The organism is Pseudomonas sp. WOUb67, from assembly GCF_050058005.1.
Lineage (GTDB): Bacteria > Pseudomonadota > Gammaproteobacteria > Pseudomonadales > Pseudomonadaceae > Aquipseudomonas > Aquipseudomonas putida_R.
On sequence record NZ_CP170112.1, the window covers coordinates 451,870 to 465,726 of the forward strand.

12 protein-coding genes are annotated in these 13,857 nt (G+C 62.2%); 8 read left to right on the plus strand and 4 right to left on the minus strand.

All coding sequences use genetic code 11. The features are described from left to right. Positions 1-98: 98 nt before the first annotated feature. Positions 99-737 carry a peroxiredoxin gene (locus ABOC32_RS02080; RefSeq protein WP_043200295.1) on the minus strand — a complete coding sequence of 213 codons (639 nt, stop codon included), beginning with the start codon at positions 735-737 and terminating at the stop codon, positions 99-101. Positions 738-902: 165 nt separating this feature from the next. Continuing rightward, positions 903-2,231, minus strand: coding sequence for an OprD family porin (locus ABOC32_RS02085; RefSeq protein ID WP_426809984.1), 1,329 nt, complete (start codon positions 2,229-2,231; stop codon positions 903-905). Positions 2,232-2,748: 517 nt separating this feature from the next. Here ABOC32_RS02085 and tauA point away from each other — a divergent pair. From tauA to tauD, 4 genes are read left to right on the plus strand one after another with little or no spacing between them, the layout of a single operon-like run. After that, entirely contained in the window at positions 2,749-3,720 is a 972-nt protein-coding gene (gene tauA / locus ABOC32_RS02090) for a taurine ABC transporter substrate-binding protein (protein ID WP_426809985.1), read from the plus strand. A 13-nt stretch (positions 3,721-3,733) separates the two neighbouring features. Beyond that, the gene (gene tauB, locus ABOC32_RS02095) at positions 3,734-4,522 is read left to right on the plus strand and encodes a taurine ABC transporter ATP-binding subunit (RefSeq protein ID WP_426809986.1); all 789 of its coding nucleotides are present in this window, start codon (positions 3,734-3,736) and stop codon (positions 4,520-4,522) included. Then, positions 4,519-5,358 (plus strand): taurine ABC transporter permease TauC, encoded by an 840-nt coding sequence (gene tauC / locus ABOC32_RS02100; protein ID WP_019472326.1) that lies wholly within the window; start codon positions 4,519-4,521, stop codon positions 5,356-5,358. Before tauB ends, tauC begins: the two co-directional genes overlap by 4 nt. A 48-nt stretch (positions 5,359-5,406) precedes the next feature. Beyond that, positions 5,407-6,240, plus strand: coding sequence for a taurine dioxygenase (gene tauD / locus ABOC32_RS02105; protein ID WP_426809987.1), 834 nt, complete (start codon positions 5,407-5,409; stop codon positions 6,238-6,240). A 118-nt stretch (positions 6,241-6,358) separates the two neighbouring features. Here the strand turns inward: tauD and betT are convergent, their stop codons facing one another. Next, on the minus strand, positions 6,359-8,362 hold the full coding sequence (betT, locus tag ABOC32_RS02110) for a choline transporter BetT (protein WP_043200290.1): 2,004 nt from the start codon (positions 8,360-8,362) through the stop codon (positions 6,359-6,361). 291 nt (positions 8,363-8,653) lie between these two features. After that, positions 8,654-9,586: a serine O-acetyltransferase EpsC gene (epsC, locus tag ABOC32_RS02115; protein WP_426809988.1), complete on the minus strand. Its 933-nt coding sequence runs from the start codon at positions 9,584-9,586 to the stop codon at positions 8,654-8,656. A 393-nt stretch (positions 9,587-9,979) separates the two neighbouring features. On the opposite strand from epsC, the gene tcyJ reads away from it, so the two are divergent. The 4 genes from tcyJ (at position 9,980) to ABOC32_RS02135 (ending at position 13,768) form a co-directional block, all read left to right on the plus strand. After that, the gene (tcyJ, locus tag ABOC32_RS02120; protein ID WP_426809989.1) at positions 9,980-10,774 is read left to right on the plus strand and encodes a cystine ABC transporter substrate-binding protein; all 795 of its coding nucleotides are present in this window, start codon (positions 9,980-9,982) and stop codon (positions 10,772-10,774) included. After that, entirely contained in the window at positions 10,771-11,439 is a 669-nt protein-coding gene (gene tcyL / locus ABOC32_RS02125) for a cystine ABC transporter permease (RefSeq protein WP_043200287.1), read from the plus strand. Before tcyJ ends, tcyL begins: the two co-directional genes overlap by 4 nt. Positions 11,440-11,441: 2 nt before the next feature. Next, positions 11,442-12,200 (plus strand): L-cystine ABC transporter ATP-binding protein TcyN, encoded by a 759-nt coding sequence (gene tcyN / locus ABOC32_RS02130; protein ID WP_234228171.1) that lies wholly within the window; start codon positions 11,442-11,444, stop codon positions 12,198-12,200. A 326-nt stretch (positions 12,201-12,526) separates the two neighbouring features. Next, a complete protein-coding gene (locus tag ABOC32_RS02135) occupies positions 12,527-13,768 on the plus strand; it encodes an SfnB family sulfur acquisition oxidoreductase (RefSeq protein ID WP_426809990.1) in 1,242 nt (413 codons plus the stop codon). Positions 13,769-13,857: the final 89 nt, after the last annotated feature.

The window sequence follows — 13,857 nt, forward strand, 5'->3', positions numbered from 1 at the left end:
CCGCGAAGAAGGCCACACTTTTGTTCAGGCATAAAAAAGGGCCGTCGAAACGGCCCGAAAATCCCTGCTTGGCTAAGAGCAATGCAACGAGGAATCCTTTAACGATTTGGCTGTGGGGTCAGACGCAGATAGGGTTTGACCGCCCGGTAACCTTTGGGGAAACGCTGCTTGATTTCTTCCTCATCTTTGAGCGAAGGCACGATCACCACCTCGTCGCCGTCCTGCCAGTTACCTGGCGTGGCGACCTTGTGGTTGTCGGTCAGCTGCAGCGAGTCGATCACCCGCAGGATTTCATTGAAGTTGCGCCCGGTACTGGCCGGATAGGTGATGGTCAGGCGCACCTTCTTGTTCGGGTCGATGACGAACAGCGAGCGCACGGTCAGGGTGTCGCTGGCGTTCGGGTGGATCAGGTCGTACAGGTCGGACACCTTGCGGTCGGCGTCGGCGATGATCGGGAAGTTGACCACGGTGTTCTGGGTCTCGTTGATGTCCTCGATCCATTTATGGTGCGAGTCGACCGGGTCTACCGACAGGGCGATGGCCTTGACCCCGCGCTTGGCGAAGTCGTCCTTGAGCTTGGCGGTCAGGCCCAGCTCGGTGGTGCACACCGGGGTGAAGTCGGCCGGATGGGAGAACAACACCCCCCAGCTGTTGCCCAGCCACTCGTGGAAGTGGATCTTGCCTTCGCTGGAATCCTGTTCGAAATCGGGGGCGATATCGCCGAGTTTGAGGCTCATGGGCTGCGGCTCCTTGGCTGGGTTCTGTACCGTATGGGTTCAATGTGCCTGTATTCGGTTAAAAATAAAAAGAATAAATAACGATTTATTTATAACCATAAAGCATACGAATTTGCAGGCACAAAAAAGCCTCGCACTAGGCGAGGCTTCTTTTTCAGCTACGGCTTACAGGAAGTTGTAAGTGTAGTTGAAGATCAGACGGGTCTGATCCTGGTCAGCCAGCGAGCTGGTGCCGGTGCCACGGTATACGCCGTGACGCAGGCTGGCGCCCAGGCCCTTGAAGGTGCCTTCCTGGATAACGTAGTCGACGCGAGCGTCACGTTCCCATTCGCTGAAGGTGCCGTTGCCGTTGGCGTTCTTGCCGTCTTCACCTTTCAGGTAGGCAACCGAGGCTTTCAGGCCCGGCACGCCCAGGCGAGCGAAGTCATAGGCGTACTGGCCGAAGGTGGTGTTTTCACCGGCCTTGGCGAACTGGTTGATCATGCTGTCGGTGAACAGGTAGAAGCTGGAACCACCGGCGCCTTCGTTGCGGCCGTTGCCGTCAACCACGTTGCCCTGGTTCAGCCAGACGAAACCACCGTCGTCATTGACGCGCTGGTGGCCGAGCATCAGCGAGTGGCCACCCAGGGTGTAGGTGAACATCGCGGACCAGGTCTTGTTGTCGACCTCGCCAGTGTTCTTGGCATAACCGCCGTTGTTGCTGAAGCGGTAGCCTGCTTCACCGTTCTTGCCGTCGCTGCTGCTGTCGAAGTAGCGCAGGTCGGTCTTGAACGACTGGTCGTCAGCGATCTTGAACACGTGGGTCGCGCCCAGGAAGTGCTGCTTGTAGAAGTCTTCCAGGTTCGAGTAGTAGTACTGCAGGGTCAGGTCTGGAGTGAGCTTGTAGTCCAGGCCGCCGTAGCGGAACTTGTTGCTGTCCTGGGTAGCACCGGCTACCGACAGACCGGTACGGTTGCTCGACGCACGGCCCATGGCGTGGGTCAGCTGGCCGGCGTTGATGGTCAGGTTGTCGATTTCCTTCGACTGGATGGTGCCACCCTCGAAGGTTTGCGGCAGCAGACGGCCATCGTTGGAGACCAGGATCGGCAGGTTCGGCGCCAAGGCGCTACCGTAGTGAACTTCGGTCTTCGAGAAACGTGCCTTGGCGTTGGCGCCAACGCGAGCCCACTGGCTTGCCGCCGAACCGTCGGTATCGCTCGGGAAGAAGCTGCTGTTGTCTGGGTGCTTGCCGCGGCCACCATCCAGGTGGATACCCCACAGGGCCTGGGCATCGACACCGAAACCAACGGTGCCTTCAGTGAAGCCGGAGATGTAGTCGAGCTTGAAGCCCTGACCCGACTCGCGGTTGTCAGCACCGCCATCGCGGTTGTCGTTGTTGAAGTACATGGTGCGCGAGCTGAGCGACAGTTTGCTGTCTTCAACGAAACCGGCAGCGCCTGCTTGTTGGGCGAGAACCCCCAGTGCCACGGCCAGAGCCAGGCTGGACTTGTACATGTTTTGCTCCTCTACGTTCTAATTCTTGTGTATCTCTGGCGGAGGGGTCTGTTGCCCCGCTCACCGTGGATTGGCGATTTAGTCCCAAAGCGTGACCACTAAGTCAATCGTTTCTAAACGTTTCGCGACTTTGGTCTAAGACGCCACCTGCGCTACAGGATAATGACAATCCTATAAATCCAAAATGACCGTTTTATGAATTCGTAAGATTTTTACGGAATATGGTTGGAACCTTTACTGCCAAACGTTGTAGCAACCCCGCCATTCATAACCATTGGTTATTTGCAAACGTTTGCTCATAACCTAATACCGTATCGTTCTATAGGGACGAAAAAGCCTAGCAGGCTCTCCTGATTTCGCCATGAGGCAGCATCTCCCCACCCGCAGGCTTGCGCGATCCCTGGGCTAAAAGCATTTGGCTCCTAAGCTAATGCAAAAAAGTTATTTATTTCTGAATTCTTAGATCATTTAGTCTTCTCGCCATCCATCGCCCTGATTACCTGACGAGAGGTTCACCATGACCCCGCACGCTCCGCTGCGCCTGTTCGCCGCCCTGACCCTCGCCAGCACCAGCTGGTTTGCCCAGGCCGCCGACCTGACCGTGGCCTACCAGACCACCGTCGACCCGGCCAAAGTGGCCCAGGTCGATGGCGACTACGAAAAAGCCAGCAACGCCAGCATCGACTGGCGCAAATTCGATAACGGCGCCGACGTGATCACTGCGGTGGCCAGCGGCGACGTGCAGATCGGCTACCTGGGCTCCAGCCCGCTGGCCGCTGCCGCCACCCGCAAGCTGCCGGTCGAGACCTTCCTCATCGCCACCCAGATTGGCGCCGGTGAAGCGCTGGTCGCCCGCGACAGCATCAAGACCCCGCAAGACCTGATCGGCAAGAAGGTCGCCGTGCCGTTCGTTTCCACCGGCCACTACAGCCTGCTGGCCGCCCTGAAAAGCTGGAACATCGACCCGTCCAAGGTACAGATCCTCAACCTGGCGCCACCGGCCATCATTGCCGCCTGGAAGCGCGGCGACATCGATGCCACCTACGTCTGGGACCCCGCGCTGGGCGTGGCCAAGGAAAACGGCAAGGTGCTGATCACCTCCGGCGAACTGGCGAAGAAAGGCGCCCCCACGTTCGATGCCTGGATTGTGCGCAAGGACTTCGCCGACAAGCACCCTGAGGTGGTCAAGGCCTTTGCCAAGGTCACCCTTGATGCCTACGCCGACTACCGCAAGGACCCGAAAGCCTGGCTGGCCGACAAGGGCAACGTAGACAAGCTGGTGAAGCTGTCCGGCGCCAAGGCCAGCGACATCCCGGTGCTGCTGGAGGGCAACGTGTACCCACTGGCAGCAGACCAGGCCAACGCCCTCGGCGCACCGACCACCCAGGCGCTGACCGACACGGCCAACTTCCTCAAGCAGCAAGGCAAGGTCGACGCCGTGCTGCCGGACTACTCGCCGTACGTCAGCGCCAAGTTCCTTCCAAACTGATCCGGAGCCCGTCATGGCCTTGCTCGAACTGGAGCGCATCAGCGCACAGTACCCTGGCGCCAGCACCCCGGTGCTGGCCGACATCAACCTGAGCCTGGGGCCACGCCAGCTGCTGGTGGCCCTGGGGCCCTCCGGCAGCGGCAAGACCTCGCTGCTCAACCTGATCGCCGGCTTTGTCGCCCCCAGTGGCGGGCGTATCACCCTCGACGGCGTACCGGTGCAGAGCCCTGGTGCCGAGCGCGGCGTGGTGTTCCAGGACGATGCCCTGCTGCCCTGGCAGAACGTGCTGGGCAATGTCGCCTTCGGCCTCGAACTGGCCGGCGTGCCCCGCGCCCAGCGTGAAGCCAAGGCCCGTGAAATGCTCGCCCTCGTCGACCTCGATGGCTTCGGCGAACGGCGTATCTGGCAATTGTCCGGTGGCCAGAAGCAGCGCGTAGGCCTGGCCCGCGCGCTGGCGGCCGACCCACGGGTGTTGCTGATGGACGAACCGTTCGGCGCCCTCGACGCGTTCACCCGCGAGCAGATGCAGGAACTGCTGCTGCAGGTCTGGCAGCGCACCGCCAAGCCGGTGTTCCTGATTACCCACGACATCGAAGAAGCGGTGTTCCTTGCCAGCGAACTGGTACTGCTGGCGCCCAACCCGGGGCGCGTAGTGGAACGCCTGCAACTGGACTTCGGCCAGCGCTATGCCGCTGGCGAATCGGCCCGGGCCATCAAGTCCGACCCCGCCTTCATCGAAACCCGCGAGCATGTGCTGGCGCGGGTGTTCTCCCAACGCCAAAGTTTGCAGGAGCGCGCATGAGCAGCCTGGACCTGCCGGTCGCCGGCAAACACAACGCGCAAACCCGGCCAGCCGCCAAGCTGCGCCGGCCACTGTCCACCCGCTGGATCAGTACCCTGACCCTGGCCAGCCTGCTGCTGGTCTGGTGGCTGGTGACGGCCGCTGGCTGGATCGAACCCCTGTTCCTGCCTTCGCCCGGCGACATCCTGGCCAGGGCCTGGACCCTGCTGACCCAAGGCTACATGGACGCCAGCCTGTGGCAGCACCTGGGCGCCAGCCTGGGCCGCATCGGCCTGGCACTGGTGGCCGCGACCCTGACTGCGATCCCGGTGGGCATCGCCATCGGCTACAACCGCGTGGCCCGCGGCATCCTCGACCCGCTGATCGAGTTCTACCGGCCCATCCCGCCGCTGGCCTACCTGCCGCTGATCGTCATCTGGTGCGGTATCGGCGAGCTGTCCAAGGTGCTGCTGATCTACCTGGCAATCTTTGCCCCGATCGCCATTGCCACCGCCACCGGTGTGCGCACGGTCGACCCGGCCAAGCTGCGGGCGGCGCAGTCACTGGGCGCGACCAAGGCCCAACTGATCCGCCATGTGATCCTGCCCAGTGCGTTGCCCGACATCCTCACCGGCATCCGCATCGGCCTGGGGGTCGGCTGGTCGACGTTGGTAGCCGCCGAGCTGATTGCCGCCACCAGCGGCCTGGGCTTCATGGTGCAGTCGGCGGCGCAGTTCCTGGTCACCGATGTGGTGGTGCTGGGCATCCTGCTGATCGCCCTGATCGCCTTCGCCCTGGAAATGAGCCTGCGTGCCCTGCAACGCAAACTGGTGCCCTGGCACGGGCAGAGCCACTGATTGCCGACTGACCACGCCGGCAACCCGGCGCCTAGAACGAGAAAAGACATGAGCCTGACCGTTACCCCTCTCAGCCCTGCCCTCGGCGCCCAGATCAGCGGCGTGGACATCAGCCGCGATATCACTGCAGAAGAGCGCGACGCCATTGAGCAGGCGTTGCTCAAGCATCAGGTGCTGTTCTTCCGCGACCAGCCGATCAACCCGCAGCAGCAGGCGCGCTTTGCCGCCCGCTTCGGTGACCTGCACATCCACCCGATCTACCCGAACGTGCCGGAAACCCCGCAAGTGTTGGTGCTTGACACCGCAGTCACCGATGTACGCGACAACGCCGTGTGGCACACCGACGTGACCTTTTTGCCGACCCCGGCACTGGGCGCGGTGCTCAGCGCCAAGCAGTTGCCGGCCTACGGTGGCGATACCCTGTGGGCCAGCGGGATTGCGGCCTTCGAAGCCTTGTCGGCACCGCTGCGCGAGATGCTTGACGGGCTGACCGCCACCCACGACTTCACCAAGTCGTTCCCGCTGGAGCGCTTTGGCACCACGCCGGAAGACCTGGCGCGCTGGGAGGCCACCCGGCGCAACAACCCGCCGCTGTCGCACCCGGTGGTGCGCACGCATCCGGTGAGCGGGCGCAAGGCGTTGTTCGTCAATGAAGGGTTTACCACACGCATCAATGAGCTGAGCGAGCTGGAAAGCGATGCGCTGCTGAGGCTGCTGTTCGCCCATGCGACGCGACCGGAGTTCAGCATCCGCTGGCGCTGGCAGGAGAATGACGTGGCGTTCTGGGACAACCGCGTGACCCAGCATTTTGCGGTGGATGATTACCGGCCTAACCGGCGGGTGATGCACCGGGCGACTATCCTGGGGGATGCCCCTTTCTGACAGGTTTTGGGAGGCCGTTGGCCTCCATTCGCAGCACAAGGCTGCTCCTACAAGGGATCGCGTACCCCTGTAGGAGCAGCCTTGTGCTGCGAATGGACCGCAAAGCGGCCCCGGCGATCTAACGGACCAGATGCAGGTACTGCATGTGCCGCTCGTACTGGTCGAGGATGTCGTTGATGATCTGCTCCTTGCTGTAGCCCACCAGGTCATAGTTCTGGCTGCCTTCGCTCAGGTGCACCTCCGCCCGGTAATAGCGGCGGTTCTTCAACTCCTGCGTACCCAGCCCACCCAGGGCGAATGATGGCGTGAAGTAGCCACGCATCTGCACCTGGTAAATGAACGGCTGTTCCTCGCCATGGCCAATCTTCAGGCTGACGTTGTCGTGGCTCGGGTCGTCCTGGGTAATCAGCACCAGGCCCTTCTGCTCGAACACTTCGCGCACATCGGCAATCGCCGGGCGCACCACGTCGTCCATGAAGCGGTACACCTCGTCACGCGACGGGAAGTGCACCGCCTGGCTCAGGCGCTGGCGCCAGCCGCCACGGCCGCGGCGTGACTGGGCGAACGGGGCCAGCGAGTGCATCTGCGCGATCTGCCGTTGCGACTCCAGGTAGAACGCCTTGTGCAGCCCCCACATCATGCACAGCAGAATCAGCGAGAACGGCAACGAGGTGAGCACCACCGCCGACTTCAGCGAATCGATGCTGCCAGCAAAAAGCAGTGCGCTGGTGATCAGCGCAGTCATCGCGCCCCAGAAGATACGCAGCCAGTTAGGCCCGTCCTCGTCTGCGTCACCACCCTTGGCCGACAAGGTCGACAGCACCACGGTGCCCGAATCGGCCGAGGTCACGAAGAACACGAAGCTGATGAACACCGTGGTGGCGATCACCGCCTTGCTCCACGGGTAGGTTTCCAGCAGCAGGTACAGGCTCATCGACGGGTTATCCAGTGCCGACTGGCCCAGCGCTGTCATGCCGTGGTTGATCACCTGGTCCAGGGCGCTGTTGCCGAAAATCGACATCCACGCCAGGGTGAAGCCCAGCGGGATCAGCAGCACGCCGAAGACGAACTCGCGGATGGTGCGGCCACGGGAGATACGGGCGATGAACAGGCCCACGAACGGCGCCCAGGCAATCCACCAGGCCCAGTAGAACACCGTCCAGCCGCCCAGCCAGTCACGGTTTTCACCGTAGGCATACACGTCGAAGCTCTTGCGTGGCAAGGCGCCCAGGTAATCGCCAAGGTTCTGGATCAGCGTGTTGAACAGGTGCTGGGTCGGCCCGGCAAACAGCACGAACAACAGCAACGCGCAGGCCAGGAACAGGTTGATGTCGCTCATCACCCGCACGCCCTTCTCCACCCCGGCAACGGCAACGGCCACTGCCGCGCCCATCATCAGGGTGATGAGGATCACCTGCACCCACTGGCTATGGCTGATACCGAACAGGTAGTCCAGGCCGGCGTTCAGGTGCAGTACGCCAAAGCCCATGTCGGCACCCAGGCCGAACACCGTGGCAATGATGCCGAAGCCATCCACCGCGTAGCCGATCGGGCCGTTGATGCGTTTGCCGATCAGTGGGTACAGCGCCGAACGCAACGCCAGCGGCAGGTTGTGGCGGTAGGCGAAGTAGGCCAGCGCCATGCCGACAAAGGCGAACACGCCCCAGCCATGCAGGCCCCAGTGCAGGAACAGGATCTGCATCGCCTGGCGCCCGGCCTCGGCCGTGCCCGCTTCGCCCTGGGGCGGTTGCAGCATGTGCGTCAGCGGCTCGGAAACACAGAAGAAGAACAGGGTAATGCTGATGCCGGCGGCGAACAGCATGCCGGCCCACGAGAGGTAACTGAACTCGGGTTCGTCGTGGTCGGCACCGAGCTTGATCTTGCCGTAGCCGGACAAGGCGGTGACCACCACGAAGACCAGGTACAGCGTCATGGCCAACATGTAGTACCAGCCGACCGTGTTGGCCGCCCAGTTCTGCGCCGCCAGCAGCCAGTCGCCTGCAGCTTGCGGGTTGGAGATGACCACCAGGCCAAAGATGAGGATGAAGCTTGCCGCAAAGTAGAACACCGGGGGGTTCATGCGGATTTTGCCGTTGGCGGCGGAAGGGTTCGGTGCACTCATCGGGCGTGCACCTCGTCGAATGACGTGAGGTTCGTAATGAACGGGTTCAGCAAAGGAATCCTCCTGTTGAACACCGGCAGCGGACCAGCGTTTTTACATTGAACAAGCGTTCAAGTTAAACATGGATCGGATTTCAATGCGAATTGGGGCGCTGATTGGCGTGCTCCTGCACTGGCCTCTTCGCGGGCTTGCCCGCTCCCACAAGTACCGCACAAGGTTCAAGATTTGTGGGGTCCCTGTGGGAGCGGGCGAGCCCGCGAAGAGGCCGGAACAGCCAATACGAATGCTAGATCAATTCTTGTCCTGGCAATCCAGCTGCAGGTTGGCCTGGGTGATGTTGCTTTCCGCCGGCACACTGCGGGTCAGCCACACATTGCCACCAATGGTCGAACCTTTGCCGATGGTAATGCGCCCCAGCACCGTGGCCCCGGCATAAATCACCACATCGTCCTCAACGATCGGATGACGCGGCAGGCCTTTGTGCAAGGTGCCCGACTCATCGCTGGGGAAGCGTTTGGCGCCCAGGGTCACCGCCTGGTAGATGCGCACGCGCTCGCCGATGATCGCGGTTTCGCCGATGACCACGCCGGTGCCGTGGTCGATGAAGAAGCTCGGGCCAATCTGCGCCCCCGGGTGAATGTCGATACCGGTGGCGGAATGCGCCAGCTCCGAGCTGATCCGCGCCAGCAGCGGCAGGCCGGCCTGGTACAGGTGATGCGCCAGGCGGTGGTGGATGATCGCCAGGATGCCCGGGTAGCACAGCAGCACTTCATCGACGCTGCGCGCGGCCGGGTCGCCGTGGTAGGCGGCCAGCACGTCGGTGTCGAGCAGCACGCGCAATTCCGGTAGCGCAGCAGCAAAACCCTGGATCAGCTTCAACGCTTGGGCATCGACGCTGGCCAGTTCAGCCTTGCTTTGCCGGGCGGCATAGCGCAACTCCAGCCGCGCCTGGGTCAGCAAGGCGGTCAGCGCGGCATCCAGGGTATGGCCAACGTAGAAGTCTTCACTCTCTTCGCGCAGGTCCACAGGCCCAAGGCGCATGGGGAACAACGCACCGCACAGTTGCTCCAGGATCTGCCGCATCGCCTCGCGCGATGGCAGCTCGCGCCCGCCCTGTTCGCCAATGCTACGGCCATTGCGGGTACGCCATTGCTCACGGGCGCCGCGCAGGCCGCTAACGATGTTGTGCAACTGCCAGTGCGCGGATGAAGGTTGTTCGCTCACGGTTTTCTCCTGCCTGAGTCGGCCAAACTATTTTTATCTGCAGGTCAGGCCCTTTCGCGGGTAAACCCGCTCCCACAAGTACTGCACAGGTTTCGAAGCCTGCGCGGTCAATGTGGGAGCGGGTTTACCCGCGAAGAGGCCCACCCTGCTTACATACAGCCCACTCTACGGCAAATCCGTCCCTTGGAAAAAACAACGCTTTATTCCATCCTGCGCTAAGTCAGGCATAAGCCGCGATGACGTAGCGAGCATCCTCGCCTACCCTCAAAGCAGCCAGCACCTGGCACAAATCAAAAAGGGAATAACAAAATAATTTTTTAGTATTTCCTGGCCTAAGCAGCCAACCCTATAGTCGCCACCTCACTACTTACACAACAAGCGCGGGGCTCTGACATGTCGAAATTCGCCAAACCGCTACTCAACGCCAGCCTGGCCCTCCTGCTGGGTGCCGGCCTGCTCAGCCCGGCGTTCGCCGGCGAGCAGTTGAAGACCATCCAGGAAAAAGGCGTGATCAACGTCGGCCTCGAAGGCACCTACCCACCGTTCAGCTTCCAGGATGAGAACGGCAAGCTGGCCGGTTTCGAGGTAGAGCTTTCGGAACTGCTGGCCAAGGAGCTGGGGGTCAAGGCCAAGATCCAGCCGACCAAGTGGGATGGCATCCTTGCCGCGCTGGAATCCAAGCGCCTGGACGTGGTGGTCAATCAGGTGACCATCTCCGAAGAGCGCAAGAAAAAATACGATTTCTCTGAGCCCTACACCGTTTCCGGTATCCAGGCCCTGATCCTGAAGAAGAAAGCCGAGCAGCTGAACATCAAGTCGGCGCAAGACCTGGCCGGCAAGAAAGTCGGCGTAGGCCTGGGCACCAACTACGAGCAGTGGGTCAAGCAAGACGTCCCGAAAGCCGAAGTGCGCACCTATGAAGACGACCCGAGCAAGTTCGCCGACCTGCGCAACGGCCGTATCGACGCCATCCTGATCGACCGCCTGGCCGCGCTGGAATACGCGCAAAAAGCCAAGGACACCGAACTGGCCGGCGATGCTTTCTCGCGCCTGGAAAGCGGCGTGGCCCTGCGCAAGGGCGAGCCTGAACTGCTGGCGGCGATCAACAAGGCCATCGACAAGCTCAAGGCTGACGGCACGCTGGCCAAGCTGTCCGAAAAATACTTCGGTGCTGATGTCACCAAATGATTGCTGAAAGCCTGCAACTCGTTGTCGACTCCACGCCCTTCCTGCTGAAGGGCGCGGGTTATACGGTGCTGCTCAGTGTCGGCGGCATGTTCTTCGGCCTGCTGCTGGGCTTTGCCCTGGCGCTGATGCGGCTGTCGAAGGTATTGCCGCTGAACTGGCTGGCGCGGATCTACGTGTCGTTCTTCCGCGGCACGCCGCTGCTGGTGCAGCTGTTCGTGATCTATTTCGGCATGCCGCAGATCGGCATCGAACTCGACCCCATCCCGGCTTCGCTGATCGGCCTGTCGCTGAACATGGCGGCCTACATCTGCGAAATCCTGCGTGCAGCGATTTCCTCCATCGACCGCGGCCAGTGGGAAGCTGCCGCCAGTATCGGCATGACCCGTGTCCAGGCCATGCGCCGGGCGATCCTGCCACAAGCCTTGCGCACCGCCCTGCCCCCGTTGGGCAACAGCTTCATTTCGCTGGTCAAGGACACCGCCCTGGCGGCGACCATCCAGGTGCCCGAGCTGTTCCGCCAGGCACAGCTGATTACCGCACGCACCTTCGAAGTGTTCACCATGTACGTGGCGGTCGCGGTCATCTACTGGGTGCTGTGCAGCATCCTCGCGCACTTCCAGAACCGCATGGAAGCGCGGGTCAACCAGCATGACCAGGAGCAATGAGCATGATTGAAGTCAAAGGCCTGACCAAGCAGTTCAAGGGCCAGACCGTGCTCAACGGCATCGACCTGACCGTGCAGCCCGGCGAAGTGGTGGCCATCATCGGCCCCAGCGGCTCGGGCAAGACCACCTTCCTGCGCTGCCTGAACCTGCTGGAAACGCCCGATGCCGGGCAGATCAAGATCGGCGCCATCAGCATCGATGCCAACCGCCCGCTGGGTGGCCAGCAGAGTGCGATACGCCGCTTGCGCCAGCAGGCCGGGTTCGTGTTCCAGAACTTCAACCTGTTCCCACACCGCACCGCCCTGGAGAACGTGATCGAGGGGCCGGTGATCGTCAAGAAGACGCCCCGCGAGCAAGCCGTCGAGCTGGGTCGGCGCCTGATGGCCAAGGTCGGCCTGGCGGGCAAGGAAGACGCCTACCCACGGCGGCTGTCCGGCGGGCAACAGCAACGGGTGGCCATCGCCCGCGCCCTGGCCATGGAGCCGGAGGTGATCCTGTTCGACGAACCCACCTCGGCACTGGACCCGGAGCTGGTGGGTGAAGTGCTGGCGACCATCCGCGGCCTGGCCGAGGAGAAGCGCACCATGATCATCGTCACCCACGAGATGAGCTTTGCCCGGGACGTGGCGAACCGGGTGATCTTCTTCGACAAGGGCGTGATCGTGGAACAGGGTGAAGCCAAGGCACTGTTTGCGGCGCCGAAGGAAGAGCGTACCCGGCAGTTTTTGCGCAAGTTCCTGGGTACCGCTGCCTCCGAGTAAACCTGTCCCGGCCTCTTCGCGGGTAAACCTGCTCCCACAGGGACTGCACCGGTTTCAAGACCTGTGCAGTCCCTGTGGGAGCAGGTTTACCCGCGAAAGGGCCGGCACATCTGTAGCAAATCCCTCCTTCTATACATATTCCAAAGAGTTAGTTCATAAACTTTTTATAAAGCATTAGGGTATATGAACCGGACCACCGGACCAGCACACTTTTGTCGCGACCAGCTGTAGCGACACAACTTTTTTGTGAGGTCAGGAATGGTCAGGATCACAATCACCCCAGTGCGTATCGCCAGGGCATTGAGTGCAGCCAAGGAGCGGTACTGATGTCCAGCCAGCCAAATACCCAATTCCACAGCGATCTCGACAGCTCGCCCCTGCTGCTGCCGGCCAAGGTACTGCGCAACGACGCCGAAGCCCTGCAAGCCGCCCGCGAACTGGCCGAGGTTGCCCGCGAGCAAGCCGCACGCCGCGACCAGCAACGCAAACTGCCGTGGGCGGAGATCGAGCTGTTCACCCGCAGCGGCCTGGGCAGCATCAGCGTACCCAAGGCCCATGGCGGCCCTGATGTGTCGTTCGAAACCGTAGCCGAAGTGTTCCGCCTGATCAGCGCCGCCGACCCGGCCCTGGGGCAGATCCCGCAGAACCAGTTCGGCATGCTGCAACTGATTCGCCTGACGGCCACCGAGGCGCAACAGGCGCTGATCTTCCGCAGCGTGCTCGACGGTTGGCGCATCGGCAATGCCGGGCCAGAGCGCGGCACCAAGGACACCCTCACCCTCAAGGCCCGCATCACCCGCGTTGGCGACAGCTATCGCATCAGCGGTGAGAAGTTCTATTCAACCGGTGCCCTGTTCGCCCACTGGGTAGCCGTGAAGGCACTGGATGACGAAGGCCGCCAGCGCCTGGCGTTCGTGCGCCGCGGCACTCCGGGGCTGCGCATCGTCGATGACTGGTCCGGGTTCGGCCAGCGCACCACCGCCAGCGGCACTGTGCTGTTGGACGAAGTGCCGGTAGACGCGGAGCTGGTGATCGACAACTGGCGCCAGCGTGATATCCCCAACATCCAGGGCGCAGCCTCGCAGCTGATCCAGGCGGCGATCGACGCCGGCATTGCCGAAGCGGCGATCGATGATGCGATCACCTTCGTGCGCGAAAAGTCCCGCCCGTGGATTGAAGCCAACGTGGAGCGCGCCAGCGACGATCCTTATGTGATCGCCGACATCGGCCGGCTGAAGCTTGAGCTGCACGCCGCTGAAGCGCTGCTGCGCAAGGCTGCGCGGGTACTCGACGAGGTCAATGCTGCGCCCATCGACGCAGCCAGCGCGGCCCGGGCCTCGATTGCGGTAGCCGAGGCCAAGGTGCTGACCACCGAAATCTCCCTGCAGGCCAGCGAGAAGCTGTTCGAGCTGGCCGGCAGCCGCGCCACGCTTGCCGAGTTCAACCTCGACCGCCACTGGCGCAATGCCCGGGTGCACACCCTGCACGACCCGGTGCGCTGGAAGTACCACGCGGTGGGCGCGTACCACCTCAACGGCACCCTGCCTGCGCGGCATTCCTGGATCTGATTTGAGTGCCCTGGGGGCTGCCTTGCAGCCCAATCGCCGGCAAGCCAGCTCCCACAGGTCCTGCACTGACCTCAAGACCTGTGCAGTAC